The organism is Methylobacterium guangdongense (assembly GCF_038442355.1).
Taxonomy (GTDB): domain Bacteria; phylum Pseudomonadota; class Alphaproteobacteria; order Rhizobiales; family Beijerinckiaceae; genus Methylobacterium; species Methylobacterium guangdongense.
Genome location: NZ_JBBXMX010000006.1, coordinates 274125 through 298093, shown reverse-complemented (window position 1 = coordinate 298093; position 23969 = coordinate 274125). Strand labels below are relative to the sequence as shown.

General features: G+C 67.8%; 25 protein-coding genes and 1 pseudogene. 12 read left to right on the top strand and 14 right to left on the bottom strand.

What is annotated here, in order from left to right; translation table 11 throughout:
- Nucleotides 1-3: 3 nt before the first annotated feature.
- The 4 genes from AAHG09_RS14890 to AAHG09_RS14875 form a co-directional block, all read right to left on the bottom strand.
- Complete coding sequence (locus AAHG09_RS14890; RefSeq protein ID WP_342108137.1) at nucleotides 4-768, bottom strand: Crp/Fnr family transcriptional regulator; 765 nt, start codon at nucleotides 766-768, stop codon at nucleotides 4-6.
- Nucleotides 769-1275: 507 nt separating this feature from the next.
- Entirely contained in the window at nucleotides 1276-1641 is a 366-nt protein-coding gene (locus tag AAHG09_RS14885) for a hypothetical protein (RefSeq protein ID WP_342108136.1), read from the bottom strand.
- Between the two features lie 4 nt (nucleotides 1642-1645).
- Nucleotides 1646-2362 carry a hypothetical protein gene (locus AAHG09_RS14880; protein WP_342108134.1) on the bottom strand — a complete coding sequence of 239 codons (717 nt, stop codon included), beginning with the start codon at nucleotides 2360-2362 and terminating at the stop codon, nucleotides 1646-1648.
- The gene (locus tag AAHG09_RS14875) at nucleotides 2359-2652 is read right to left on the bottom strand and encodes a hypothetical protein (RefSeq protein ID WP_342108133.1); all 294 of its coding nucleotides are present in this window, start codon (nucleotides 2650-2652) and stop codon (nucleotides 2359-2361) included. The genes AAHG09_RS14880 and AAHG09_RS14875 overlap by 4 nt, the downstream gene beginning before the upstream one ends.
- A gap of 635 nt (nucleotides 2653-3287) precedes the next feature.
- On the opposite strand from AAHG09_RS14875, the gene AAHG09_RS14870 reads away from it, so the two are divergent.
- Nucleotides 3288-4259 (top strand): alpha/beta fold hydrolase, encoded by a 972-nt coding sequence (locus AAHG09_RS14870; protein WP_342108131.1) that lies wholly within the window; start codon nucleotides 3288-3290, stop codon nucleotides 4257-4259.
- Nucleotides 4260-4273: 14 nt separating this feature from the next.
- The gene (locus tag AAHG09_RS14865; RefSeq protein WP_342108130.1) at nucleotides 4274-4948 is read left to right on the top strand and encodes an HAD family hydrolase; all 675 of its coding nucleotides are present in this window, start codon (nucleotides 4274-4276) and stop codon (nucleotides 4946-4948) included.
- A 12-nt stretch (nucleotides 4949-4960) separates the two neighbouring features.
- On the opposite strand, the gene AAHG09_RS14860 is transcribed toward AAHG09_RS14865, so the two are convergent.
- On the bottom strand, nucleotides 4961-5203 hold the full coding sequence (locus AAHG09_RS14860) for a hypothetical protein (RefSeq protein WP_342108129.1): 243 nt from the start codon (nucleotides 5201-5203) through the stop codon (nucleotides 4961-4963).
- 118 nt (nucleotides 5204-5321) lie between these two features.
- Here AAHG09_RS14860 and AAHG09_RS14855 point away from each other — a divergent pair, with 118 nt between their 5' ends.
- Together AAHG09_RS14855 and AAHG09_RS14850 are read left to right on the top strand one after the other, a co-directional pair.
- Nucleotides 5322-7652 carry an FdhF/YdeP family oxidoreductase gene (locus AAHG09_RS14855; RefSeq protein WP_342108128.1) on the top strand — a complete coding sequence of 777 codons (2331 nt, stop codon included), beginning with the start codon at nucleotides 5322-5324 and terminating at the stop codon, nucleotides 7650-7652.
- 269 nt (nucleotides 7653-7921) lie between these two features.
- A complete protein-coding gene (locus tag AAHG09_RS14850; RefSeq protein WP_342108127.1) occupies nucleotides 7922-8668 on the top strand; it encodes a Crp/Fnr family transcriptional regulator in 747 nt (248 codons plus the stop codon).
- A gap of 83 nt (nucleotides 8669-8751) precedes the next feature.
- Here the strand turns inward: AAHG09_RS14850 and AAHG09_RS14845 are convergent, their stop codons facing one another.
- The 3 genes from AAHG09_RS14845 to AAHG09_RS14835 form a co-directional block, all read right to left on the bottom strand.
- A complete protein-coding gene (locus AAHG09_RS14845; RefSeq protein ID WP_342108126.1) occupies nucleotides 8752-8886 on the bottom strand; it encodes a hypothetical protein in 135 nt (44 codons plus the stop codon).
- A 28-nt stretch (nucleotides 8887-8914) separates the two neighbouring features.
- The gene (locus tag AAHG09_RS14840) at nucleotides 8915-9271 is read right to left on the bottom strand and encodes a hypothetical protein (RefSeq protein ID WP_342108125.1); all 357 of its coding nucleotides are present in this window, start codon (nucleotides 9269-9271) and stop codon (nucleotides 8915-8917) included.
- A 219-nt stretch (nucleotides 9272-9490) separates the two neighbouring features.
- Nucleotides 9491-9757, bottom strand: coding sequence for a hypothetical protein (locus AAHG09_RS14835; RefSeq protein WP_342108123.1), 267 nt, complete (start codon nucleotides 9755-9757; stop codon nucleotides 9491-9493).
- Nucleotides 9758-10082: 325 nt separating this feature from the next.
- Between AAHG09_RS14835 and AAHG09_RS14830 the strand changes: the two genes are divergently transcribed.
- The gene (locus AAHG09_RS14830; RefSeq protein WP_342108122.1) at nucleotides 10083-10406 is read left to right on the top strand and encodes a hypothetical protein; all 324 of its coding nucleotides are present in this window, start codon (nucleotides 10083-10085) and stop codon (nucleotides 10404-10406) included.
- 104 nt (nucleotides 10407-10510) lie between these two features.
- Here the strand turns inward: AAHG09_RS14830 and AAHG09_RS14825 are convergent, their stop codons facing one another.
- Complete coding sequence (locus AAHG09_RS14825) at nucleotides 10511-11161, bottom strand: BA14K family protein (RefSeq protein ID WP_342108121.1); 651 nt, start codon at nucleotides 11159-11161, stop codon at nucleotides 10511-10513.
- A gap of 602 nt (nucleotides 11162-11763) precedes the next feature.
- On the opposite strand from AAHG09_RS14825, the gene AAHG09_RS14820 reads away from it, so the two are divergent.
- From AAHG09_RS14820 to AAHG09_RS14805, 4 genes and pseudogenes are all read left to right on the top strand, one after another.
- Nucleotides 11764-12840 (top strand): fatty acid desaturase, encoded by a 1077-nt coding sequence (locus AAHG09_RS14820; protein WP_342108120.1) that lies wholly within the window; start codon nucleotides 11764-11766, stop codon nucleotides 12838-12840.
- A gap of 216 nt (nucleotides 12841-13056) precedes the next feature.
- On the top strand, nucleotides 13057-13410 hold the full coding sequence (locus AAHG09_RS14815) for a hypothetical protein (protein WP_342108119.1): 354 nt from the start codon (nucleotides 13057-13059) through the stop codon (nucleotides 13408-13410).
- A gap of 3 nt (nucleotides 13411-13413) precedes the next feature.
- Nucleotides 13414-13662 (top strand): annotated as a pseudogene (locus AAHG09_RS14810) (transglutaminase domain-containing protein); the annotation flags it as partial.
- Between the two features lie 154 nt (nucleotides 13663-13816).
- On the top strand, nucleotides 13817-15088 hold the full coding sequence (locus tag AAHG09_RS14805; RefSeq protein ID WP_342108118.1) for a cation:proton antiporter: 1272 nt from the start codon (nucleotides 13817-13819) through the stop codon (nucleotides 15086-15088).
- 162 nt (nucleotides 15089-15250) lie between these two features.
- On the opposite strand, the gene AAHG09_RS14800 is transcribed toward AAHG09_RS14805, so the two are convergent.
- From AAHG09_RS14800 to groES, 3 genes are all read right to left on the bottom strand, one after another.
- The gene (locus tag AAHG09_RS14800; RefSeq protein ID WP_342108116.1) at nucleotides 15251-16066 is read right to left on the bottom strand and encodes a transglutaminase-like domain-containing protein; all 816 of its coding nucleotides are present in this window, start codon (nucleotides 16064-16066) and stop codon (nucleotides 15251-15253) included.
- Nucleotides 16067-16323: 257 nt separating this feature from the next.
- The gene (gene groL / locus AAHG09_RS14795; RefSeq protein WP_342108115.1) at nucleotides 16324-17958 is read right to left on the bottom strand and encodes a chaperonin GroEL; all 1635 of its coding nucleotides are present in this window, start codon (nucleotides 17956-17958) and stop codon (nucleotides 16324-16326) included.
- Between the two features lie 205 nt (nucleotides 17959-18163).
- Nucleotides 18164-18451, bottom strand: a complete 288-nt coding sequence (gene groES / locus AAHG09_RS14790; RefSeq protein ID WP_342108113.1) for a co-chaperone GroES — start codon at nucleotides 18449-18451, stop codon at nucleotides 18164-18166.
- 325 nt (nucleotides 18452-18776) lie between these two features.
- Between groES and AAHG09_RS14785 the strand changes: the two genes are divergently transcribed.
- Both AAHG09_RS14785 and AAHG09_RS14780 read left to right on the top strand, forming a co-directional pair.
- Entirely contained in the window at nucleotides 18777-19154 is a 378-nt protein-coding gene (locus tag AAHG09_RS14785) for a hypothetical protein (RefSeq protein ID WP_342108111.1), read from the top strand.
- Nucleotides 19155-19233: 79 nt separating this feature from the next.
- Nucleotides 19234-19455, top strand: coding sequence for a hypothetical protein (locus AAHG09_RS14780; RefSeq protein WP_342108110.1), 222 nt, complete (start codon nucleotides 19234-19236; stop codon nucleotides 19453-19455).
- A 283-nt stretch (nucleotides 19456-19738) separates the two neighbouring features.
- Here the strand turns inward: AAHG09_RS14780 and AAHG09_RS14775 are convergent, their stop codons facing one another.
- Nucleotides 19739-20005 carry a hypothetical protein gene (locus AAHG09_RS14775; protein ID WP_342108109.1) on the bottom strand — a complete coding sequence of 89 codons (267 nt, stop codon included), beginning with the start codon at nucleotides 20003-20005 and terminating at the stop codon, nucleotides 19739-19741.
- A 498-nt stretch (nucleotides 20006-20503) separates the two neighbouring features.
- Between AAHG09_RS14775 and AAHG09_RS14770 the strand changes: the two genes are divergently transcribed.
- Nucleotides 20504-20866 (top strand): hypothetical protein, encoded by a 363-nt coding sequence (locus AAHG09_RS14770; RefSeq protein ID WP_342108108.1) that lies wholly within the window; start codon nucleotides 20504-20506, stop codon nucleotides 20864-20866.
- Between the two features lie 639 nt (nucleotides 20867-21505).
- On the opposite strand, the gene AAHG09_RS14765 is transcribed toward AAHG09_RS14770, so the two are convergent.
- Nucleotides 21506-23941 carry a PAS domain-containing protein gene (locus AAHG09_RS14765; RefSeq protein WP_342108107.1) on the bottom strand — a complete coding sequence of 812 codons (2436 nt, stop codon included), beginning with the start codon at nucleotides 23939-23941 and terminating at the stop codon, nucleotides 21506-21508.
- Nucleotides 23942-23969 lie beyond the last annotated feature (28 nt).

The following is a 23969-nucleotide window of genomic DNA, read 5'->3' as shown; positions in this document are numbered from 1 at the left end:
CGGCTAGCTCTCCTGGGCTGTACCGGGCCAGCTCACATCGTGCCGCTTGCCCCAGCGCGTGTTGCGCAGGTGCAGATAGTTCGGCGTGAAATCGCAAAACGCCTTGAGCCGGTCGACGTCGAGGATGGTCAGCACCCGCCGCTTCAGGTGGATCAGGCCCTGCGCGCGCAGATCCCGCAGCGTCCGGTTCACGTGCACGTCGGACAGGCCCATCGACTCGGCGATCTGCGTCTGCGTCAGCGGGAAGGCGTAGCCGTTGTCGGTGACGCGCCCCACGGCCTCCAGGCGCATGAGAAGCTCGCAGAGCAGGTGGGCGATGCGCTGGGGCGGGAGCCGGCCGCCGATGTTGACGAGCCACTCCCGCAGGACGGCGCCGTCGACCAGCGAGCACCACCAGAAGGCGCGTGCGATGTCGGCGTGGTCGCTGGTGATCTCATCGATGGCTTGGCGCGGGATGTCCACGACCTGGCAGGTCGAGATCGTGCCGATGGCGTGGTCCATCTCGTCGAGGATGAACACGTTCAGGTCGCAGAAGTCGCCCGGCACGAGCAGCGCCATGATCTGGCGCTGGCCGTCCGGGAGGACCTTGTAGCGGCACGCGAAGCCGTCGAGGATGAGGAGCACGTTCTCGGGCTTGTCGCCTTCCCGGATCAGATCCTGGCGCGCACCCACCTGCCGGGCCTTCAGCGCAAGGCGATTCAGGGCCCAGCGGGCCGGGTCGGACAACGGCTCGAAGCTCTCCAGCTTCCGCATCAGCGCCTGCTGCATCGAACCGCTCTCACATAAGCAGACGGCGCGACCGTCCGGGCGCGGCCCGTCGCAGGAACGTGGCGCCCGGTATGACCGATGCCGGGCGACCCTCGGCGGGTGGCGGTCCCGGACGTCGGCGTCCCGCCCGGCACTCGCCGGCCCGCGTAAAAAGCAGCCCCGCGGCCCGGACTGGACGGCGGGGCCTCAGTTGGTCTCGGGTCGGAGGAAGCCGTGCGGGCGATGGGGAAGCGAGGAACGCGCGCAGGGCTCGCTGCGCGCACGTCACCGCGGCAGCAGTCAGCGGCTTATGCCAGGAATTGTAGAATTCAAATCGGTCAAAAAGCAAGATTGCAGAGAATTTAGTTGTTATAGCACATTAAATGACGAGCAGATCTTATAACGTGTTAGGTTCCGCCGAGCCTGCCCGTCGTTCGCGACCCGGACCAGAGGCCGACAACCTCGCGTCCATCGAGCGTCTCGGTGAACGCGTGCACCGACAGACGGGCGAACCGGATCCGGGCGTCCTCACCGCCACAGGACGCTGAAGGGTCCTTCGAAGTCCCCGACCAGGGTCCGGTTGCAGAAGCGATGCAGGACGGGCCCATCCGTAGTGCCCTCGCGCATCTCGATCGACTCGGTGTTCTGGTCGTACGAGAAGGTCAGATGACGGCTGCCGAGGGTGGTCGACAGGATGGCCTTGGCGCCCGCCGGGTCCTGCATCAGCGCGGTCGATCCCGGCACGGCGCGCCACAGGATCCCGCCGAGCAATGCCAGGGTGACGGCCTTCATCTGCAGGTCCTCCCCTTCGGATCGCGCGATGACGCTCACCGCGTATCGCCGCACGGCGTCGAGGTCGGTCTTCTCGGACCGGACGGGAGCGAACAGGGCCATCGGCTTATTCCCCCCGCGTCGCGATGTCGGTTGCGCCGGTCGAGGTGGCGGAATAGCCGCCCCAACCCTCCGTGGAGACGGGCGACGTGCCGCCCCACCCCTCGGCGCTCCACGTCGCGAGGCGCAGCGTCGGATCGACCGAGCCGTGATCGTTCAGGATGCCCAGGACGCGATCCCGCTGGGCGTCCGCGACCACGAGCTTCAGCAACGCCGCTCCCTGCCTCAGCGCGGCGCAGCAGGCGTCCAGTGCCTCCGGGGCCACGCCGATCGTCCCGAGCCGGTCCCGGAGGGGGTCGTCCGGAGGCGATGCGCCCGCCCCGGCATTGCCGTCCTCCGGATCGGAGGGGGCGACGACGAGCCGGATCGCCCGTTCGGGGATGCCGGCCGCGACCAGCGTGGCTGTCGCCGCCTGCGCCTTGGCGGGGCTCTGATACAGCGCGAGCACGCCGAGCCGCGCCCGCGGACCGTCGCTCGCGAGCATGGGCTCTGCCGGCCGCTCGGCCGCATCGCCCTCGGATGCGATCTCCGTCCGCGCCGCAGCGATGAACGCGGCCCGCTGGTCCGCGTCCAGCGTGAAACCGGCGCTCATCGTAGCCCCCTTCATCGGAGACGGATCCGACCACATCCGGTCGCCCGGCCCCTTGTCACAGAAGTTCTGACGCGCGCGTTCGAGCACCGCGGCCTCGACCGGATCGTCGTTCGTCATCTCGGGCGCGTTCATGGGTTGGCGCTCCGGACTGCGGGCTGCGGAAATGCCGGATTACCGCCGGGTACGCCGCTGCTGTTGGTCGACGACGCGGCGTCCGACCTGCCTGTCTCGGAGCCGGTGATCTGCTTGCGCGACGCCGCTTGGCTCTGGCTGGCATAGTCGGGCGGCGCGCTCGCACCCTGCCAGATCATCAGACCGGCGAGGGACGCCAGCATCAGGCCGACGCTGACGATCAGGACGTACAGGGCAGGGCGTCCGCGCTTGCCCTGGCGGCCGTCCTGGCCGGAAATATGGTCTGACACACTTGAACCTCGCTGACTCGAACATGTCGAGCTGGATTAATAACGCGGCGCCGGCAGCTGAAGTTCTGGAAGTGTGACGTTATGGATCCGCCCACATCAGCAATCGTGGCAAAATATGTCAAAAGATCATGATCGGATCTTTGCTCGATGCATACTGAGAGGTGAGCGCGATCGGACGCCCGAACTCAAGAGCGAACCGGCGCAGGCGGTTACCTTGATGATGACATCGCGCCCCTCCTCGATCTTCGGGCCGGGGACGGTCGCAGAGGAGATCGTGCTGCGGCCCTGCGAGGCAAATGCCTTCCCTCCAAATATTTCCTCCGCCCAACAGCGGCGCTCTCAAATCAACCCCTGCTTCATGTCGAATGATCTGGACAATCCCACGCCTTAGTCCGGCAAATTACGGTGCCGATCATTTATTCATTAAACCGGGATCGATCGCACGGCCCCGGTGTTTGCTTATTGCACCGCACCATCTCGCCGCGATCCATGCGCCCTCACGCGGGGTGCACCGCGGGGTCGCGAGACGTGCGCCGTCCACCCGGATTCGATGTCGCGCCGCGACACGGGTCGCGACGCCCCCGATCGATCCCGCCGATCGCGGCGCCCCTCCTCTCGCCCTCGAGGTTCACAGCATGACGCGACGCACCGACTCCCGCACATGGCTCGTTCCCGCGCTGCTCGGATCGGCCGCGGCCCTGGGCGCGTCCGCGCTCTACGCGGCGGCGATGACCCGCCGGGCGGAACGGGAGACGCCGCCCATTGGGGCGTTCATGACCGTCGACGGTGTCCGGCTCCACTACCTGGAGCGCGGGCAGGGCGATCCATTGGTGCTCATCCACGGCAACGGCACCCTGATCCAGGATTTCCTGGTCAGCGGCCTCGTCGACGACCTCGCCAAGCGCCACCGGGTCATCGTGTTCGATCGCCCCGGCTACGGCTACAGCGACCGGCCACGCGGATTCTGGACGCCCCGCGCCCACGCCACGCTCTTCCACAAGGCGCTTCAGCAGCTCGGCGTCACGCAGGCCGTGGTCCTCGGCCATTCCTGGGGCACGCTGGTCGCGGTCGCCCTCGCGCTCCAGGCGCCGCGGCTCGTGCGCGGTCTCGTGCTGGCCTCCGGCTACTACTATCCGACGCTCCGCGCCGACGTGATCCTGGCGTCGCCGGTGGCGATCCCCGGCATCGGCGACCTGATGCGCCACACGGTCTCGCCGATCGCCGGGCGCCTCATGCTGCCGGCCATGATCAAGGGCCTGTTCGCCCCGGTCGCCATCCCCGCGCGCTTCGCACGCCGCTTTCCGAAGGCCATGATGCTGCGCCCGCTCCAGCTGCGCGCCTCGGCGGAAGATGCCGCGCTGATGACGCCGGCCGCCGCGGAACTCCAGGCGCATTACCGGGACCTGACCCTGCCGGTGGTCATCATCACCGGCGGGGACGACCAGATCGCCGATGTCGACCGCCAGTCGCGGCGGCTCCACCACGATGTGACCGGCAGCGAGCTCGTGATCGTGCCCGGCATTGGCCACATGATCCACCATCTCGCCCCTGAGCGGGTCGCCGCCGCCGTGGCGCGCGCGATGGAACGGCTCCGTCCGGCGGCCTGAGGGAGGTGGCGGCCATGCGGATCGAGACCTGCTTCCTGTTCGACCTCGACGGCACGCTCGTCGACAGCGTCTATCAGCACGTCCTCGCGTGGAATCAGGCGCTCGACGCGGAGGGAATCTCCCTCTCGGTCTGGCGCATCCACCGGAAGATCGGCATGAGCGGCGGCCTGTTCACCAACCAGCTCCTGCGGGAGACGGGGCGGACGATCAGCGACGCGCATGTCGCCCGGCTGGGCCGGCTGCACGCGGAAGCCTACGGGCGGCTCTCGGAGCAGATCCGCCCGCTCCCCGGGGCGAAGGCGCTGCTCGATACCCTGTCGGCGGCCGGGATCCCGTGGGCGATCGCCACGAGCGGCCGGATGGAGACGGCGCGGGTCAATCTCGACGCCCTCGGCGTCGATCCGGACCGGGTGCCGGTCGTGACGCGCGACATGGTGAAGTACGCCAAGCCCGACCCGGACCTGTTCCTGGCGGCCGCCGAACGCCTGGGCAAGCCGATCGAGACTGCGGTGATCGTCGGCGATTCGATCTGGGACATGCTGGCGGCGCGCCGGTGCCGGGGGTTGGGCGTCGGCCTCCTCTCGGGGGGCTACGGCACCGAGGAACTGGAGCGGTCCGGGGCCGTGCGGGTCTACGAGGATCCGGCGGATCTCCTGGAGCATCTCGATGAGGTCGGCGGACGCCGCTGAGCCCCGTGCCGGTCAGACGGCCCGGCGCGTCCGCCGGGACGCCCGGACGAGGCGAAGCACGGCGAGCGCGCCCACGCCCGCGACGCCCGCCAGGATCAGCGACGGCCGGAGGCCGCTGCGGGCCGCGGCGCGATCCAGGGCGACTTCGAGGCCGCCGGCCATGTTCGCCGCCAGCGGCACGGCGCGCGTGTCGAAGAACAACTTGGCCGCGGAGGGCCCTGCGCCCTTCCGGAGCATGTAATCTCGCGTCACCATCAACTTGATCTCCGTTAAGAAATAAATCTTTCGAACAAATCCATCGATCTGATATTTTAAGTATAACACCGTTCCAGCGTTCGCGTTTCCCGAAATTTTCAGGCCAGGAGTTCTGCCCTTGGACAAGCCCGTATTCAGACCCTACCGCCTTCCGTCCGGCGGCTGGGGCTCGGCGCGCTCGGTCGGCAACATCCTGCGACAGGAAGGCGTGCTGGCGAGCGGGCCGATCGCCCTGACGCGCCACAACAAGGTCGACGGCTACCAGTGCAACAGCTGCGCCTGGGTGAAGCCCGCGAGCCCGCTGCCGTTCGAGTTCTGCGAGAACGGCGTGAAGGCCATGGCCTGGGAACTGACCGCCCATCGCTGCACGCCGGATTTCTTCGCCCGGCACACCGTCACCGAGTTGCTCGACTGGGACGAGTACGAGCTCGAACAGACCGGCCGCCTGACCCACCCGCTGCGCTACGATGCCGAGACCGACAGGTACGAGCCGGTCTCCTGGGGCCATGCCCTCGACGAGATCGCCCGCGAGCTCCTGGCCGTGGAGGACCGGCTGAAGGGAACGGTGTTCTACAGTTCCGGTCGCCTGTCGAACGAGGGCAGCTACCTCTACCAGCTCTTCGCCCGGCTCTACGGCAACAACAACCTGCCCGACTCGTCAAACATGTGCCACGAGACCACCTCGGTGGCGCTGCCGGTCAGCATCGGCCAGGGCATCGGCACGGTCTCGCTCGACGATTTCGCCAAGTCCGACTGCATCCTGTTCTTCGGCCAGAACCCGGGGAGCAACTCGCCGCGCATGCTCCACCCGCTCCAGGAGGCGAGCCGGCGCGGCGTCCCGATCATCACCTACAACCCCCTGCGGGAGCGCGGGCTGGAGCGGTTTCTGAACCCGCAATCGCCCGCCGAGATGCTGAGCCGCACGGAGACCCGGATCAGCTCGCAATACCATCAGGTCAAGGCCGGCGGCGACCTCGCGGCCCTGGCGGGCATCTGCAAGGCCGTGCTGGACGCGCACGACGCGGCGCTGGCGGCCGGCGGCCCGGCAGTGCTCGACGAGGCCTTCATCCGGGAGCACACGCACGGCTTCGAGACCTTCGCCGACTGGCTGCGCGCCCAGGACTGGGCTGCGCTGGAGCGCCATTCCGGCCTGCACCGGGCCGACATGGAGGCGACCGCGACGGTCTACGGCGCGGCGCGGGCGACCGTCGCGGTCTACGGGATGGGTTTGACCCAGCACCAGGACGGGGTCGAGACCGTGCAGATGCTGGTCAACCTGCTGCTGATGCGCGGCAATATCGGCCGCAGCGGCGCCGGGATCTGCCCGGTCCGGGGCCATTCCAACGTGCAGGGCCAGCGCACGGTCGGCATCACCGAGAAGCCCGAGCTGTTTCCCCTGGACCGGCTCGGCGCGCAGTTCGGCTTCGAGCCGCCGCGGGAGGCCGGCTACAACACCGTGGAGGCCTGCGAGGCGATCCTCAGGGACGAGGTCCGCGCCTTCGTGATGCTGGGCGGCAACTTCGTCCGCGCCATCCCCGACCACGGCCGGATGGAGCCGGCGTGGCGGCGGATGCGGCTGACCGTCAACGTCATCACCAAGCTCAACCGCAGCGCGCTGCTGCCCGGCGCGGTCAGCTACATCCTGCCGGTGATCGGCCGCCTGGAGATCGACGAGACGACGAAGGGCCAGCAGGTCCTGTCCATGGAGGACACCTCGGCCTGCGTGCACGGCAACCGCGGCCTGCGGCGCCCGGCCTCGCCGCACCTGATCAGCGAGATCCGGCTGATCTGCGAACTGGCGCAGCGGGTGCTGGAGCCCAACCCGCGGGTCCGCTGGGAGGATTACCGGACCGACTACGCGGAGATCCGGAGGGCGATCGGCGAGACGCTGCCGGATACGTTCTGGGATTACGAGCGGCGCATGTGGGAGCCGGGCGGCTTCCAGCGCGACCTGCCGGCCAAGCGCCGGGACTGGCACACGGAGACGGGCCGGGCCAACTTCGTCACGCCGACCGGCCTCGACGCGGATGCCGACATGCCGGATCTGGGGCATGACGCCCTGCGCCTGATGACCCTGCGCAGCAACGACCAGTTCAACACCACGGTCTACGGCTACGACGACCGCTTCCGGGGCATCAAGAACACCCGGACGGTCGTGTTGATGAACCGCTCGGACATCGACCGCCTGGGTTTGAAGGTCGGCCAAGCCGTGACGTTGCGGACGGTGGCCGACGATGGCGTCGACCGGGCGCTCTCCGGCCTGCTGGTCGTGGCCTACGACATCCCGATCGGCTGCATCGGCGGCTACTATCCGGAATGCAACGTCCTCCTGCCGATCTGGCACTACGCCGTCGGCAGCAAGACCCCGGCCGCCAAGGGCATCCCCGTCACGGTCCGGTCCGACGGCGACCGGGTGATCGCGCCGCTGCTGGAATACGCCGAGGGCTGAACCGACACCGGGCGCGAGCCTCGAGACCGGCGGCTGCTCCGGCCCGATCCCCGGATCTGGCTCAAGGGAGCCGCCGACCAGCACGCCGCCAAGGAAGAGAGCGGGCTGGAAACGGGCTGTGCTGACGATTAATCGCCGCGGAATCTGTCTTATGATAGAATACGCAATGAACATCGGACTATTGCAGGGATCGTCGTCAGCTGATCCGACGCTGTCCCCGACAACCGGGGGATCTGCGCGCTTCGCCCGCGATACCGTTGTGGAGCGACATGGTCTCAGCCCCCGACCGAAACGCCCTCGGCATGCTCATCCGCAAACTGGAGAGCATCGCCACCCTCACGGATGCGGAGCGTCAGGCGGTCCGGAGCCTGCCAATAAGGATCCACAACCTCAACGCCCGTCGGGACATCGTGCGCGACGGCGACCAGCCCACGCAGTGTTGCCTCATCCTCGATGGATGGGCCTGCCGGTACAAGCTTCTCAGCCAGGGCAAGCGACAGATCTTGTTGTTCCAGATCCCCGGCGACATCTTGGACCTGCAGGGCCTGCACATCCACACGATGGATCACAGCCTCGCCACGCTGACCAAGGCTGTCGTGGCCTTCATCCCGCACGAGAGTCTGCGGGAGCTGATGGCGCGGCACCCCGGCCTCGCGACCGCCTTCTGGCGCGACACGCTGATCGATGCGGGCATCTTCCGGGAGTGGCTGGTCAGCATGGGCCGGCGCTCCGCCTTCGAGCACGTCGCGCACCTGTTCTGCGAGCTCTATCTGAAGTTGCAAGCCGTGGGCCTGGCCGGCAATTTCCGCTGTCCGCTGCCGATCACCCAGACCGATCTCGCCGATGCCCTCGGCCTGACGCCCGTGCACATCAACCGCGTGCTGAAGGAGATGCGCGGCCGGACCCTGATCACGCTCCGCAGCAACGCCCTGGTCATCGAGGCATGGGACGAGCTTCTGCGGATCTCCGAGTTCGACCCCGCATACCTGCAACGCGAGAAACAGGCGGTTGGGTGACCCTTCGGTCGCACCGGTCCAGGCCGCCGCGTGAGGGCACGCCTTCAGGGCCGGCACATCTTCGACTGACGCGGGCCCCCGCCTCACGCGGCCAACCGAAGGCCTGCGCGGGCGCCCGGAGAGGCCCAGACCGCCTGATCGACCTCGGCGATGCCCGCGGGCTCCATCGCGCCGAGGAGCGCACGGACGACCTGCGAGGTCTGGTCGAGGGTGGTCACGCCGCATCGTGCCAGTGCGTGGCCGACCTCAATGTCCGAGCCAGATGGCGGCGCTCAGCACGATCCCGATGGCACCGATGAACCCGCTGAAGCCCAGCACGATCCAAGCATCCAGGCTGGCGGGGCGTGCCGCGCGCCTGACATTGGCGGATGCCGCCTCGGTCCTGCGGGCCAGCGCGATACGCGCGTGCGACGGTGCATTGCCGGCCGCTTCGTCATCCGTCCCGAGTTGCGATAGGCCCGGATCATAGGCGGCGATCTTGTCGCCGGTCGCGCCGCTGTCGATGTCGGCTTTCAGCATCGCCGTGGTCGGTCGCTCTGAGCCGCCCGGCTCCGGCACGCGCAGGTTGCCGGGCGGCGGCGGGGTCTCGGATCGGAACAGCATGAGACTCAGGACTTTCAAAAGTGGCGCAATGCCCACCTCGGGGCCGCGCCCTGGGGCGGGTTCCGATGACGTCACACGCTGCAGGGGCATCGAACCGGAGCGTCTGACCCTCGGAAGGCCCGGACCGCTCCCGCGCGCATCGCTGGCGGGCACGGTTCCGGGTCTCGATTGAACGAACGCGCTCATGGCGGACCTGCGGCCGGTTCGGTACCGGACGCCTCAGCCGCCATTGTTGCTGGAGCCGCCGCTGCTGTTGGGGGCGCCAAGCTCGGGGCGGCTGACATTGCCGCCGGCAGCCGAGCTGCTGCTGAACCCGTCCTCGCCGGTCCCGGCCCGGGAGCCTGTCACGTCGTCACCGCCACCCGTGTTGTTGGGCTGGGTTGAGATGATCGATCCCGTCGCGTCGGGATCGCGATAAGGCGATTCTTGCGCGAGAGCCGGTGCTGCGGCGACCAAAATCGCGATCGCGAGGATCAGTCGTTTCATAAGATATCCTGTCTGTGGAGAAAGTACCGGCCGCGATCTCGGCCGCCCGAAGAGCGGCTGGACAGATCCGGCTGATGACGTGGCGGCGACGGGTCCGCGGCCTCCTGCGCCGGAGACTGCAGCGGACCGACCAACCCACGTTTCGCTCTTGATGAAGCACGTCGGTGACGCAATGTTCCACTGCGCAAAGATTTGCGCAGCGATTTTATTTGGCCGCCCTAGATGATGAGCGTCCGTATTTCGAATTCCATCAAAAGATAGGCTAAAATCTCGGCCCAGTGCAATTCATGTGAAAGTATTCGTCCCGGGACATGGGACATGTTGCATGGGCCAGACCCGAAGGAGCAGCAACGTGACAGCCACTCATCAGCTTGACCATGCCGGATTGATCAACCTCCAGCGCCTGGTGACGGTTTTGGTTACGACACACCTCGCGCGTGCGACCGAAGGCCGTGTGGATACCATCACCCGGTTGCAGCATCTGGAACAGGCCGCCTGGACAACGGGCGCGGATCGGCAGACCCTTCAGGTGATCACCTCCGGTCGACGGTTGCTCGGCGATGCGAGCGACCTCACGCCGGAAGTCCTGAAGCGTCAGTCCGCGCGGAAGCCGCTGGCGGATCGCTCCCGCTATCTCGGGCGCCCCTAAGGCGTCCGGGATCCAGCCGGAGCACGGCTAAGGGGCCCCACAGCCTGTGCGGCTGGGGACCCCCTCCTGTCGAGCCGCTATCCCGTCAGACCCCGCGCTGGGCGTTACGGGCAGGAATGGCGCTGGCCATCGTTGCCCAGATACGTGCCGCTGCGAGGGTCGTACGACCGGAAGCGCTGAACGCAGTAGCTGACCGACTCGCCTGCCGGCGCCACCTCCGTCTCGACGGGACCATAGCCCTGCCCGTAGCCGGCCGGGGCATAGCCGCCCCCGTATCCACCGTATCCGGCAGACCCGTACTCCGTGCCAGAGTAGCCGTCGTCGAAGCCGCCATAGCCATAGCCCAATCCCGCTCCCGCGAGGCCCAGGCCGACGCCGAGCCCGAGGCCGCCATAGCCGTAGCCCCGACCACCGTAGCCCCGCCCCCCATAGCCCCGGCCACCGTAGCCATAGCCCCGGCCGCCAAACCCGCGATTGCCGGCGAAGCCCGTTCCGCGGATGCCACCGCCCCCGAAGCCCCCGCGTCCACCGAAGCCGCTGCCTGCCAGACCGCCGCCGCCGAAGCGATTGCCGCCGAATCCGCCTCCGAAGCCGCGTCCCGCTCCGCCGCCGAACCCGCCGCCCCGGAAGCCGCCGCCCCCGAAGCCGCCACCGTGGAACCCGCCCCCACCGAAGCCGCCGCGCGCATCGGCGCCGACCGGAAGTATGACCAGCGCGCCCAGGGCCGCGGCCGCCATCATGATCGTCTTTTTCATTGCGCCCTACCAATCAACGATAAATATTGCTTCCGGTACTACAACGAACCATCCGGGCAATTGGGCATGCTACATTATGTCCATATTCGATTGGTGAGCAAAAATATTGGAAAAAGACGTATTCAATCGACAGGCCGGCCTCTCGTCGCGCGGCGGATCATCCGAACAAGGCCCTTTCTCCACGGGCGCGTCGTTCGATCGCCCTGGGTCGCGCCCCTGCCGTTGCCCGCATCGGGCGAGCGCGGCCGAGGCTGTTCCCGGCGTCGAGCGACGCGGGCAGGTGCCGTGAGAGGAGGGATACGTGCATCCCCGGACTGAAGCTAATGCGCGACCGGAAAGTCACCGCAGGGCCTGTCGGAGGAGGTGCTAATACTTCAAAATAATGGCACCATATGACGGAATTTTATAATTGAACGTTTTCATAATTTGCGTGTTGAGGATTTTATCGCGGCCGATTTTCGATTGCCGCCAGGACAGTCGCCGCATCCCTCATCGGATCCAGACGGGACGTCGCTGCCGGCCGCTGGCGAGGGACCGTGGGTCCCGACTCCACGCGGGGACCGCCCTGGTTCCCCATCACCGCACAGGATTGCCGGCCAGCCGTGATACAGGACGCATCAAACCCGGTCCCGGACGGTCGGGACGCGGACGGGCCTCCCCGGGTCGACGTCGCGGCGCTCGCACGCGAGGTCACCCGGCACTGCGCCGCCTTTCGTGAGCCCGATCTCAGCCTCGCCCTCCGGCAGCTGGCCAACACCCTGCTGCCCTACCTGACCCTCTGCGCCCTGATGGTGTGGGGCGCCGTGCAGGGCTACGGCCCGTTCGTCCTCCCCCTCGCGGTGCCGGCCGGCGGCCTGCTCGTGCGGCTGTTCATCCTCCAGCACGATTGCGGGCACGGCTCGTTCCTGCCGTCGCGTCCGGCCAACGACTGGCTCGGCCGGGCCCTCAGCCTGCTCACGCTGACGCCCTACGACAGCTGGAAGCGGGCGCATGCGCTGCACCACGCCTCCACGGGCGACCTAAGCCGCCGCGGCACGGGGGACGTCCATACCCTAACCGTGCGTGAGTATCTCGCCCTGCCGCCTTGGGGGCGGCTGCGCTACCGCCTCTACCGCAACCCGTTCGTCCTGATCGTCCTCGGCTCGCCTCTCAACTTCCTCGTCCTGCAGCGGATGCCCTTCGGCGTCGGGCTGCCGTGGCGGACGGCCTGGCGGGACGTGCTCGCCCTCAACCTGGGCTTGGCCCTTCTGCTGGCGGCGCTCGCCTTCGCGTCCGCCGGGATCGCGCCGGTGCTCTGGATGATCCTGCCGACGGTCACCGTGGCCGCGTGGATCGGGGGCTGGTTGTTCTACGTCCAGCACCAGTACGAGGAGACCGTTTGGGAGGAAGGCGCAGGCTGGGACTTCCACAGCACGGCCCTGGGCGGCAGCTCGTACTACGTCCTGCCGCGCGTGCTGCAATGGTTCACCGGCAATGTCGGCCTGCATCACGTCCATCACCTGAACAGCCGCATCCCCAACTACCGGCTCCAAGCCTGTCTGGAGGGACACGCGATGCTCGGGCAGGTCGGACGACTGACCCTGCGCGACAGCCTGCGTTGCCTCGGGCTGGCACTCTGGGATGAGGATGCCCGCAGGCTCGTCGGCTTCCCGCGCCTGCAGGCGCTCCGCCCGGCCTGAGGGCGACGTTCGGGAATGCCCGACAGATCCGATCCGCGGCGGGACACGCCCTCGGACGCGGGCCTGCTCAGCGTTTCATGTTGCGTCGCAACAAGAGATGGAGGCGCGGGTTGTCCCACTGCTACCCTCGCATCGACCGCTGAGGGACGGCATCGGGTTACGCGCTCGCCGAGCGGGTCCTGGATGCTGCCACCCTGTGGAAAGTCCCAATCTCCGATGCGCTTCGTCCCGGCCACTCTCACGATTCTCGCTGCCCTCGCGCCCTTGCCGGCGCTGGCATCGTCCTGCGCCGAGCAGATCGGCACCATCGAGCGGCGCCTTGACAGCGCCGGTGCCGTCCAGGTGACCGGCCTGCAGGCGGGGCACACCCTTCGGACCGGATCGCCCCGGGGCGTACAGGCCGCCCGCCTTGATGCTCCGAGCGATCCCGTCCTGGTCTCGACGCCCGAGCGCGTGGCGCGCGCCAAGACCCTCCTCGTCCGGGCCGCCGACGAGGACAGGCGCGGCGACAAGAGGGCCTGCGAGAATACCATGAGCGAGGTCAAGGGCATGATCGGCGCGTTGCCGTAGCCGGTCCACGACCCCACGCGCAGCCTGCTCGGATCGGCCGATGCCGGGTCCACCCACGCCTGGGCGGAGGTCTACCTGCCGGGCGCCGGCTGGGTGACCTTCGACCCGACCAACCGCGGCGTGGGCGGGGCCAATCTGATCCCGGTCGCCGTGGCGCGCGACATCCGCCAAGCCATGCCGGTGACGGGCAGCTTCATCGGGCCCGCCGATGCCTTCCGCGACATGGTCGTCTCCATCGCGGTTTCGGCATGACGTGCCGGCTCAGGTCCAGAGGCGAGGGCGGGCCGATCACGGCGTCGGCGGTCTGCCGGACACCGCCGCTCCGATCCGGAAGGCCCTGGCGGACCAGCGTCGCGGACGCGGCGGAACCAGGAACGAGCCGGGCCTGGGCGCGGTTCACCGTAGAATGGAAACCTATGTCCTCGTCGTCGCCGGGTTCGGTGTCCTGGTGCTTCTGACGGCATGGCTGCCGATGGTGCTCCGGGCCCTCCCGCTCTCACTGCCCATCTGCTGCGTCGGCATCGGGGCTGCCCTGTCCGCCATCCCGGCCGTGGCCGCCATCACGCCCCATCCGGGCCTGCATCTGAAGCTCGTCGAGCATGCCACCGAGGCCGTCGTCGTCATCTCGCTGATGGGCGCGGGGCTGAAGATCGACCGGCTGATCGGCTGGCAGCGCTGGACCGTGACGTGGCGCCTGCTCGGCATCGCCATGCCGCTGACGATCCTGGCGCTGACGGCGCTGGCCTCGACCCTGCTCGGACTCGGGGTGGCCGCCGCGCTGCTGCTGGGGTCTTCCCTGGCACCCACCGATCCAGTGCTCGCGTCCGACGTCCAGGTCGGTCACCCGGCCGAGGACCACGAGGACGAGCCGCGCTTCGCCCTGACCTCCGAGGCCGGGCTGAACGACGGCCTCGCCTTCCCGTTCGTGAATCTCGCCATCGCGCTCGCCGGAGGCGGCCTGTCCTGGTCGCACTGGTTCGCGGTCGACATCCTCTGGAAGATCGCCGTGGGTGCCGTGCTCGGGGCGGTCATCGGCCGGGCTCTCGGCTGGCTGACCTTCCATCTCCCGAACCTATCGAAGCTGTCCCGGACCGGCGACGGGTTCGTGGCCCTGGGCGTGACGTGCCTCGCCTACGGCATCGTCCAGGCCGTCGACGGTTACGGCTTCATCGGCGTGTTCGCCGCGGCCCTGGCGCTCCGGTCCTCAAGCCGGGGGCACGCCTATCATCGCAAGATGCACGACTACGCCGAGGAACTCGAACGTCTCCTGATGATGGTGCTGCTTGTCGGCTTCGGCGCCATGCTGGTCGGCGGCGGCCTGCTCCAGGCCCTCACGTGGCAGGCCGCTCTGTTTGCCCTGATCGCCCTGCTGGTCGTCCGCCCCGTCAGCGGATGGATCGGCATGCTGGGCAGCGCCCGGGCCCCGGAGGAGCGCGCCGTGGTGAGCTTCTTCGGCATCCGGGGGCTCGGGACCGTCTACTATCTCGCCTACGCGATCGGCCATGCCCCGTTCGAGCGCACGGATCTGCTCTGGGCCACGGCTGGCCTGACGGTCCTGATCTCGATCCTCATGCATGGCGTCTCGGTCACGCCGGTGCTGCGCTTGGTCGACCGCCGGATGGGACGGGCGACGGAAACCGCGCAGCTCGGCTTGGCGCTGACAGCGCCGAGACTGTGACGCGGCCGGCGCGGCGTCACCGTCGGGCTGGCGGACCTCCGGAGCCGTCCGCTTTCCCGACCGTGCGTCTCCGGAGCGGAACCACGGCTTTCAGCCAGACGGTGACGGTGTGCCGTTGAACGGCGAAGGGCCGCCACGACCACCGCTGCATACGGACGTCCCTCAGGGCACCGGCGGCGCTTCTTCCGTCGTCACGTGGAACCCGACGAGCTCGTTCGGTCCGAAGGTCAGCGTCAACGGCACGTCGGCGGCGTCCCGACCATAGGCGATCAGGATCCGGCCTATGCGTGAGCTGTTGTTGCGCGGATCGAACGTGTGCCAGCGGCCCCCGAGATAGACTTCCGTCCAGGCGGCGAAATCGCCGGGCGCATGCGGCAGCGGCAGGCCGATGTCGCTGACATAGCCGTTGCAGTAGCGTGCCGGGATGTTGAGACAGCGGAAGAACGCGATCGCCAGATGCGCATAGTCGCGGCAGACGCCGTGCCCCTCTTCGAACGCCTCGAAGGCCGTCCGCGTCGCGCGCGCATGTTCGTATCCGAAGGTAATCCGATCGTGGACGTAGTCGCAGATCGCCTGAACACGCCCCCAGCCCGGCGGCAGGTGCCCGAACAGATCCCAGGCGATCGACGACAGGCGGTCGGTCTCGCAATACCGGCTGCCGAGGAGGAACAGCACGGTGTCCGACGGCAGCTCCTCGACGGCAGTCTCCCGGGCGGCGAAGGCCTGGGGGTCGCCGCCGCCGGTATCCCGGACGATGGTATCGGTCTTCAGCGTGAAGCGTCCGGCCGGGGCAACCATGCGGCTGCACCAGTTCCCGAAGCTGTCGCGGTAGCCGTTGACCGGCACGGCGGGGCTCGTGATCAGGTAGTCAGGCCGTTCGAGATCCGAGAAGCGCGAGGCGTGGACGTTGAGCGTCGCGATGATGGGGGTGGGCTGCGGGAACTCGTAGGTCATCTCGCAGCCGACGAGAATGCGCATGGGCGTTGTCCTGAGGAGCGTCTGCGGGATCGGCGTCGGCCCTCGCGGCGCCACACGGATCGGATTGCCTCGCGGCGCGGGCCGGCGGCCTCGATCGTGACGACAGGGCGCGGATCGCAGGAGGCTCCCGCAGGGTCAGCGCACCCGCGGGATCGAAGGGGCGCTGGCCCGGGCAACCCGGCCAGCGTCGCACCCGGGTGCCTCCCGACGAGCCGAACGCCGGCGCGTTGGATTGCAGCCGGAGACTGTCCGGCCGATCAGAAGTCCATCCCGCCCATTCCGCCGCCGCCCGGCATGGGGGGCGCCTCCTTCCGGGGAGCCTCGGCGATCATCGCCTCGGTGGTCACCAGCAGGCCAGCGACCGAGGCCGCACCCTGAATCGCCGCGCGGACGACCTTGGCCGGATCGACGATGCCGGCTTGGAGCATATCGACATACTCCTCGGTCTGCGCGTTGAAGCCGTAGGTCACCGAAGCGTTGGCGAGGATCTTGCCGACCACGATCGAACCCTCGACGCCCGAGTTCTGGGCGATCTGGCGCAGCGGGGCCTCAAGGGCCTTCAGCACGATCTTGATGCCGGCCTGGACGTCGGGGTTGTCGTTCGAGAGGCCCTGAACCGCCGCCATGGCGCGCAGCAGCGCGGTGCCGCCGCCGGGGACGATGCCTTCCTCGACCGCCGCGCGGGTGGCGTGCAGGGCGTCGTCGACGCGGTCCTTCTTCTCCTTGACCTCGACCTCGGTCGAACCGCCGACGCGGATCACCGCGACGCCGCCCGCGAGCTTGGCTAGGCGCTCCTGCAGCTTCTCGCGGTCGTAGTCCGAGGTGGTCTCCTCGATCTGCGCCTTGATCTGGCTGATCCGGCCCTCGATGTCGGCCTTCTCGCCGGCGCCGTCGATGATCGTGGTGGTCTCCTTCTCGATCCGCACGCGCTTGGCGCGGCCGAGCATGGGGAGCGTCACGTTCTCGAGCTTGATGCCGAGATCCTCGGCGATCATCTGGCCCTTGGTCAGGATCGCGATGTCCTCGAGCATCGCCTTGCGGCGGTCGCCGAAGCCCGGCGCCTTGACGGCCGCGACCTTCAGGCCGCCGCGCAGCTTGTTCACGACGAGGGTGGCGAGCGCCTCACCCTCGATGTCCTCGGCGATGATCAGGAGCGGCTTGCCGGTCTGGACCACGGCCTCGAGCACCGGCAGCATCGCCTGGAGCGACGAGAGCTTCTTCTCGTGGATGAGGATGTAGGGGTCTTCCAGCTCGGCGACCATCTTCTCCGCGTTCGTGATGAAGTACGGGGAGAGGTAGCCGCGGTCGAACTGCATGCCCTCGACGACGTCGAGCTCGGTCTCGGCGGTCTTGGCCTCCTCGACCGTGATGACGCCCTCGTTGCCCACCTTCTGCATGGCGTGGGCGATCATCTCGCCGATCTCGGTGTCGCCGTTGGCGGAGATCGTGCCGACCTGGGCGATCTCCGCGGACGAGGCGACCTTCCGCGAGCGGCCCGCGATATCCTTCACGACGGCGGCCACCGCCAGATCGATGCCGCGCTTCAGATCCATCGGGTTCATGCCGGCGGCGACGTACTTCACACCCTCGCGGACGATGGAGGCCGCGAGAACGGTCGCCGTGGTGGTGCCGTCGCCGGCGGTGTCGCTCGACTTCGAGGCCACTTCGCGCACCATCTGGGCGCCCATGTTCTCGAACTTGTCGACGAGCTCGATCTCCTTGGCGACCGTCACACCGTCCTTGGTGATGCGCGGGGCGCCAAAACTCTTCTCGATCACGACGTTGCGGCCCTTCGGGCCCAGCGTCACCTTCACCGCGTTCGCGAGGAGCTCGACGCCGCGCAGCATCTTCTCGCGGGCATCGACCGAAAAGCGGACATCTTTGGCGGACATGGGGGTGCGCTCATCATCTGTCGTCTGGCCCCGAGGCACGCCACAGCGGGCGCCTCAACGGGCAGATCGTCGTTCGAGGCCGCGAACGGCCTGATCGAAGCTCGTGCTCAGACACACTCACTTCATTCATGCGAGTGAGCACGAGCTCATTGTTCAAGCATCAATTTTTCCAGACTCGGCGGAAGCCTCCGTCTGGATCGATGCACTAGGCGACGATGCCCAGGATGTCGGATTCCTTCATGATCAGGAGGTCCTGACCGTCGATCTTGACCTCGGTGCCGGACCACTTGCCGAACAGGACGCGATCGCCGGCCTTCACCTCAAGCGCGATGATCTTGCCGGCGTCATCGCGCACGCCCGGTCCCGCGGCGACGACTTCGCCCTCCTGCGGCTTCTCCTTGACCGTATCGGGGATGATGATCCCGCCCTTGGTCTTCTCCTCGCCTTCGATGCGGCGGAGTACCACGCGGTCGTGCAGCGGACGGAATTTCATGGTGAGATCCTGATCGCTCCCAAGCGGAATCCAATCGACATGATTGGCGCTGTCGCCTGACAGACACGGGCGAGAGTGCCATCGTCGCCCGATCGACCCATCGTTAGCACTCGCCGCGTGGAAGTGCTAATCTTATGATGGGATGGCGGGCCCCAATCATCCGGAAGCCGCGGCACCACAGCGCTTCAGCGCGGGCTGAGCGGGTTCGAACCGCCTGCCTCGCTCGACCGATCCCGGCGCGGATCACCTGCGATCCCTCCGCGGATCACCTGCGCGATCGTCCGCCCTGGTCGGGCTGTTCCGGCCTCACTGTGTTGAGGACGGGATGACGGTCGGTCAGGCCACCACGCCGCCGACCAGCGACGCTTTCACGGTGATGAACGGCTGCCTGGCGCGAGATCGCCAAGACTTTCGACGCTTGAAATTCTATCGCCGATCGGGCGGATATTTCACCGCACTCACACGTTGTACTTGTCCGCGCGATGGTCAGTCCCGCCGCTGGCGGACAAGGACCATCCTCATGACAATTCTGATGGCCGTCGCTCTGGCGATCGCGTTGCTCGGCGTCGCGCTGACGTCGGCAGCCTACCGGTTTGCACCGGTGTCGAAGCACATCGCGGGTGGGGATATCGTCCTCGTCTGCGGGATCAGCACGGCGGCCCTGGGGAGCCTGGGAGCCCTCCTGCAGATCTTCACTGTCTAGGTCGCGAGCCCGGCAAAGCCGCGTTGCCCGTGACCGGGCCGCGCGGCGAGATCCATGTCTCAGACGGGACGTTGCCACCATGCCGACATTGCCCGACGCCTACCTTCGGGACATCCTTGCGCAGGCGGAACGGGACCTCGCCGCGGCGGAGCTGCGCCGGACCCAACAGGCACGGATCGTCGCCGGCCCGCTCAACAGCCCGGAGACCCGTGCCGCCGCGGAACTGCTTCTGCGCGAGATCGACCAGACGATCGCGTCCATCCGGGCGAACCGCCATTTGATCAAAGATATTTTGGCCTGATCAAGCCGAGCCGGCGGCTGCGCCCACGCCGGGTCCACCCACGCGTCCCCCGGCCAACCCCTTCTCGTTCCCGCACAACGGCATGTCGGCGGCTGAGGCCTCGACGCTGGCACAGGACCGATCGGCAAGATGCGAGCCCTCGTTGAAAACAGGTCCTCCACCACACCACCCGCCGACGCTTTCCCGTGGGGCTCGCGACACGCGCCGGCTCACAAGCCTGCGTCACGGTCTGCCGACAGGGCCATCCGCGGCAAGCATCTCCCAACCACTTCGCGCTCCCAGATCATGGAGCGTCACGATCATCCACGAGACTTGCGCTCTGAGGGTCCGTGCGATCGAAGCGGACGGTCAATACCTCAGCTCGATCGCGTGAAAGCAGACCATCGGCGACCAAGCTCGAAACCACGTCCCCGAATTCGTCCCTGGTCAGGCCACGATCCTTAAAGGACTTCACGACCGTGTCCGCATGCGCCATGTTCATCAGATCGCGCTTGATCTCCATCGTCGAGGGAACCGATATTTTGCGCCCGAAACGCTTTTGATTGAGCATGGCGGATCTCCTTGACGACAGCAACGGAAGCTCGATGACTGGAAACGCCCGGAATTTAATTTCGTTCAGATCGGCGTCGGTTTCGTTTTTCTCCGAGCAAAATTTATAATCCTCGATGAATGGCCAGATTTATATTTATCGAATCTGGTAAAATCCTTTTTCCACACCACCTCGGGAAGGGCGACTGCATCCTGCGGGCAACAGGCGCGACGCGGAGATGAAGCGACGCGCGCCGGTATCGTCGGACGGACGCGGATCCTGTCGCGTGCTGACATCCGCCAGCAGGTGAGGCGCGGATGTCCCGGCATGCCGAATCTCGAGGAGGCCCCTCGATGGGATCAAGCGTCTCTACGTCACCCGTCGACGGGAGCCCCTGAGCGAACGGTGACGTCATCGGCCGGCGCTTCGGCAGGGACAGGGACCGTCGGCCGTCTGCAGGCGCGTGAATTCGGCTCGTCCAGCAAGGAGTGCGTTATGGTTCAACCCAGACTTACAGGCTTGGAGTTCAGCTGGTTCACCAAGTGCCAGATGATGGCGTCAAACTATGCCCAGCACTGGGAGATGGCTCTCGAGCCCGATCTTGGAGATCTGATCCAGGCCGTCTCCGCTGATGCGCGGACAAGCTTCACGGGGCCGCAATCGATGCGGCGCGTCGCCGAACGACTGACGCTCGCCGCGGACTCGCTGGCCGCGGCGAGCGACGATCAGGCTCACGCTGCCGATGTCCGCCGCGAGGACGGTCGTTGCACGGAAGCGCTGCAATACTTGGCGGCGCAACTGGCGAGCACGGCAGCCAGCGTCGAGGCTTGGAAGCAGTCGTCCGCCTCCGCGACTGAGACAGGTCAAGCGCCGTCGACGTGACCGTAAAAAGACTGACACTTTCGGGCCCGTCAGATCAAGACGTGGCTCTTATCGGAGCATTGGGCAGATCAAATGATCGTCTTTAGCCAAAACCCCCACAAGCTACAGGTCATGCCATCTGCGACGGAGCCTGGCCGGTTCGACTGGTCGATCACGCGGGACGCTGTCATCGTGCGCCAGTCGGCCCGATCCTTCGACTCGGAGGGCGCTTCGGAGGCGAATGGCGGCCTAGCCCTTCGTCGGATGACGGTGCGTTGGCAGGGCGCGCGATAGGCGCCGCAACCGCAACGGCTGTGCCTGGAACCGAATCGTCGCTCCGCCGGGCACGTCGGAGTCTGCCGCCTCGGGATCGCGGGTCTCGCCGCCGGTGCCATCGGCGCGAACGCGTACGGCGGCTGCGAATACGCACCCAGCCATGGGTACGCGCCGGCCTACGGCTACCGAGGGTTCGCCGACGTAAAGGCGGACCGCAGCCACGCCGTGACGTTCGACACGGATGAGGCGCCGGACGGACTGTTCGGCGCCTCGTTCCGTATGAGCGTAGCTGGTCGTCGTCATCGCGACCCGGGTGCCAGCATCACCGAGCCGTCCTCGGCTGACGGTCCGTGGGCCCGGTTCCGGAGACATCGCCGGCCGCCGTCATCCCTCCGGCGTGATCCTCCGGCGCCGGCTCGCCGCCTTGCGCAGGACCCGGGACATCTCCTCGATGGAGTAGGGCTTGTGGATCAGCTGGAAGCCCGACGTGCCCGTCTGCGCGAGCACGTGGCTGTAGCCAGAGGTCAGCACCACCGGCAGATCGTTGTAGAGCCTGCGGATCTCGCGACCGAGCTCGATCCCATCCATGCCGGGCATGACCACGTCGGAGAACACCACGTCGAAGCGACCGGCGTCCCGCGCCAGCTCGGCCAGCGCCTCGGCCGCGTTCGCCGCCCAGACCGTCCCGTAGCCGAGCTCGGCCAGGGACTGGGTGGCGAACGTCCCGACCTCGACGTTGTCCTCGACCACCAGGACGCAGGTGCCGTGGCCATCGACGAATTCCTCCGGCTCGACGTCGATGTCGCCCGCAACGAGGGGCGCCTCGACCCTGGGCAGATACAGGGTGAACGTGGTGCCCTGGCCGAGCGCGCTCTCGACCGCGACGTCGCCACCTGATTGCTTCGCGAAGCCGAACACTTGGCTCAAGCCCAGGCCGGTGCCATGGCCGACCCCCTTGGTGGTGAAGAACGGCTCGAAGATGCGCTCAATGTCGGCCTGCGCGATGCCGGCGCCGGTATCGGTGATGGCAATGGCGACATAGGGCCCGGGGACGGGACGATGCCCGCGGATGGCCGGGACGCCGGCGGCCTCGGCCATCGCGATCACCAGATCGCCTTCCCCGCTCATGGCGTCGCGGGCGTTGACGGCCATGTTGACGATGGCGGTGTCGAACTGGCTCGGGTCGGCATCGACGTAGCACGCCGGGCCGGCCACCCGGACGTGGAAGGCGATGCGCGAGCCCGTGAGGGTGCCGATCATGTCGCCGATCGCGCCCAGGCTGCGGCCGACCTCGAACACCTCGGGCTTGAGGGCCTGCCTGCGGGCGAAGGCGAGCAGCTGCGCCGTCAGCTTGGCGGCCCGGTCGACGGTGTCGGAGATGGCCCCGACGTATCGCAGGCGGCGCGCGTCCGGAAGTTCGGGCCGCTTGAGCAGGTCGGTCGAGGACTTGATCACCGTGAGCAGGTTGTTGAAGTCGTGCGCCACGCCGCCGGTGAGCTGCCCGATGGCCTCCAGTTTCTGGGCCTGGCGCAGGGCCGTCTCGGCGGTCGCGAGGGCGGCTGCCTGGCTCTTATCGAAGGTCACGTCGCGGACCACGCTGTAGATCAGCCCATCCCGGGGCACCGCGTTCCAGGCCAGCCAGCGATAATCGCCGTTCTTGTGGCGGTAGCGGTTCTCGAAGCCGACGACGCTCTCGCCTCGCTCCAGCCCGGACATCGCCGTCACCGTGGCGTCGCGGTCGTCCGGATGCACCAGGTCGAGGAAGGAAGGCGCCATCATCTCCTCGGCCGACCAGCCGAGGGTGGCGGTCCAGGCGGGGTTCAGGCTCACGAAGCGTGCCCCGAAGTCGGCCACGCACAGCATGTCCCGTGAGTGGCGCCAGACTTGGTCGAGCTGCTGCGTCCGTTCCGCGACCCTTCGTTCGAGGTCCTCGTTCGTCTCGCGCAGCATCCGTTCGACCTGCTTGCGGTCGGTGACGTCGAGCACGAACACGTAGAAGCCGTCGACCGTCCCGTCCTCGGCCCGGCGCGGCAGGTAGCGGATGTCGGCGACGCGCGGACTGCCGTCGACGCAGGGCCAGTCGAGTTCGAGACGCGCCGGTTCGCCGGAGAGCGCCTTGGCGAAGGCGTCTTTCCGCGAGGCGTAGCCGGCCTCGTCGAGCAGGTCGCGGACATGCCGCCCGACGACGTCCTCCGGCGCCATCGCGAACCAGTCCTCGTAGGCCCGGTTCGCGAAGCGGTAGACAAGGCCGCGGTCGATGAAGGCGATGAGGAGCGGCAGGCTGTCGGTGATGAGCAGGAGCTCGGCCTCGCGCGCGCGGAGCGTCCGCTCGGTCAGGACGCGCTGCGTGGTCTCGGTCACGACGCAGAACAGGCCGACAACGGCGTCGTGCTCGTCGCGGACCGGCGAGTGGGAGAACGACCACCACGTCTCCTCCCCGACACCGTGCCGGGCCATGGAGAGGGGCAGATCGTCGAACCGGCTCGCGGTCCCCGAGAGGGCCAGCTCGACCGACGGCCGGACTTGCGCCCAGACGTCCGACCAGAGTTCCGGCATCGGGGCGCCGAGCGCCCAGGACAGCCGCGGCCCCAGGATCGGCCGGTAGGTGTCGTTGAAGAAGAACGTCAGGTCCGGCCCCCAAGCCAGGAACATGCTCTCGGGCGAGGCGAGGACGAGGTTCAGCGTGACCTTGAGGGCGGCCGGCCAGCCCGCGATCGGGCCCAACGGCGTGCGCGACCAGTCGTGGGCGCGGACCAGCGCACCCATCTCGCCACCGGCCTGCGGGAACTCGTTCGGACGCGACACGGACTCAACCGGCATTCATCGTTCCACCCCGTCCGGCAGGACG

What these genes read in the sequence shown, in the direction of transcription:
- AAHG09_RS14890 (WP_342108137.1), bottom strand. Translation starts at nt 768, where the DNA reads ATGCAGCAGGCGCTGATGCGGAAGCTGGAGAGCTTCGAGCCGTTGTCC.
- AAHG09_RS14885 (WP_342108136.1), bottom strand. Translation starts at nt 1,641, where the DNA reads ATGGCCCTGTTCGCTCCCGTCCGGTCCGAGAAGACCGACCTCGACGCC.
- AAHG09_RS14880 (WP_342108134.1), bottom strand. Translation starts at nt 2,362, where the DNA reads ATGAACGCGCCCGAGATGACGAACGACGATCCGGTCGAGGCCGCGGTG.
- AAHG09_RS14870 (WP_342108131.1), top strand. Translation starts at nt 3,288, where the DNA reads ATGACGCGACGCACCGACTCCCGCACATGGCTCGTTCCCGCGCTGCTC.
- AAHG09_RS14865 (WP_342108130.1), top strand. Translation starts at nt 4,274, where the DNA reads ATGCGGATCGAGACCTGCTTCCTGTTCGACCTCGACGGCACGCTCGTC.
- AAHG09_RS14860 (WP_342108129.1), bottom strand. Translation starts at nt 5,203, where the DNA reads ATGGTGACGCGAGATTACATGCTCCGGAAGGGCGCAGGGCCCTCCGCG.
- AAHG09_RS14850 (WP_342108127.1), top strand. Translation starts at nt 7,922, where the DNA reads ATGGTCTCAGCCCCCGACCGAAACGCCCTCGGCATGCTCATCCGCAAA.
- AAHG09_RS14840 (WP_342108125.1), bottom strand. Translation starts at nt 9,271, where the DNA reads ATGCTGTTCCGATCCGAGACCCCGCCGCCGCCCGGCAACCTGCGCGTG.
- AAHG09_RS14835 (WP_342108123.1), bottom strand. Translation starts at nt 9,757, where the DNA reads ATGAAACGACTGATCCTCGCGATCGCGATTTTGGTCGCCGCAGCACCG.
- AAHG09_RS14830 (WP_342108122.1), top strand. Translation starts at nt 10,083, where the DNA reads ATGGGCCAGACCCGAAGGAGCAGCAACGTGACAGCCACTCATCAGCTT.
- AAHG09_RS14825 (WP_342108121.1), bottom strand. Translation starts at nt 11,161, where the DNA reads ATGAAAAAGACGATCATGATGGCGGCCGCGGCCCTGGGCGCGCTGGTC.
- AAHG09_RS14815 (WP_342108119.1), top strand. Translation starts at nt 13,057, where the DNA reads ATGCGCTTCGTCCCGGCCACTCTCACGATTCTCGCTGCCCTCGCGCCC.
- AAHG09_RS14805 (WP_342108118.1), top strand. Translation starts at nt 13,817, where the DNA reads ATGGAAACCTATGTCCTCGTCGTCGCCGGGTTCGGTGTCCTGGTGCTT.
- AAHG09_RS14800 (WP_342108116.1), bottom strand. Translation starts at nt 16,066, where the DNA reads ATGCGCATTCTCGTCGGCTGCGAGATGACCTACGAGTTCCCGCAGCCC.
- groL (WP_342108115.1), bottom strand. Translation starts at nt 17,958, where the DNA reads ATGTCCGCCAAAGATGTCCGCTTTTCGGTCGATGCCCGCGAGAAGATG.
- groES (WP_342108113.1), bottom strand. Translation starts at nt 18,451, where the DNA reads ATGAAATTCCGTCCGCTGCACGACCGCGTGGTACTCCGCCGCATCGAA.
- AAHG09_RS14785 (WP_342108111.1), top strand. Translation starts at nt 18,777, where the DNA reads ATGACGGTCGGTCAGGCCACCACGCCGCCGACCAGCGACGCTTTCACG.
- AAHG09_RS14780 (WP_342108110.1), top strand. Translation starts at nt 19,234, where the DNA reads ATGCCGACATTGCCCGACGCCTACCTTCGGGACATCCTTGCGCAGGCG.
- AAHG09_RS14775 (WP_342108109.1), bottom strand. Translation starts at nt 20,005, where the DNA reads ATGCTCAATCAAAAGCGTTTCGGGCGCAAAATATCGGTTCCCTCGACG.
- AAHG09_RS14765 (WP_342108107.1), bottom strand. Translation starts at nt 23,941, where the DNA reads ATGCCGGTTGAGTCCGTGTCGCGTCCGAACGAGTTCCCGCAGGCCGGT.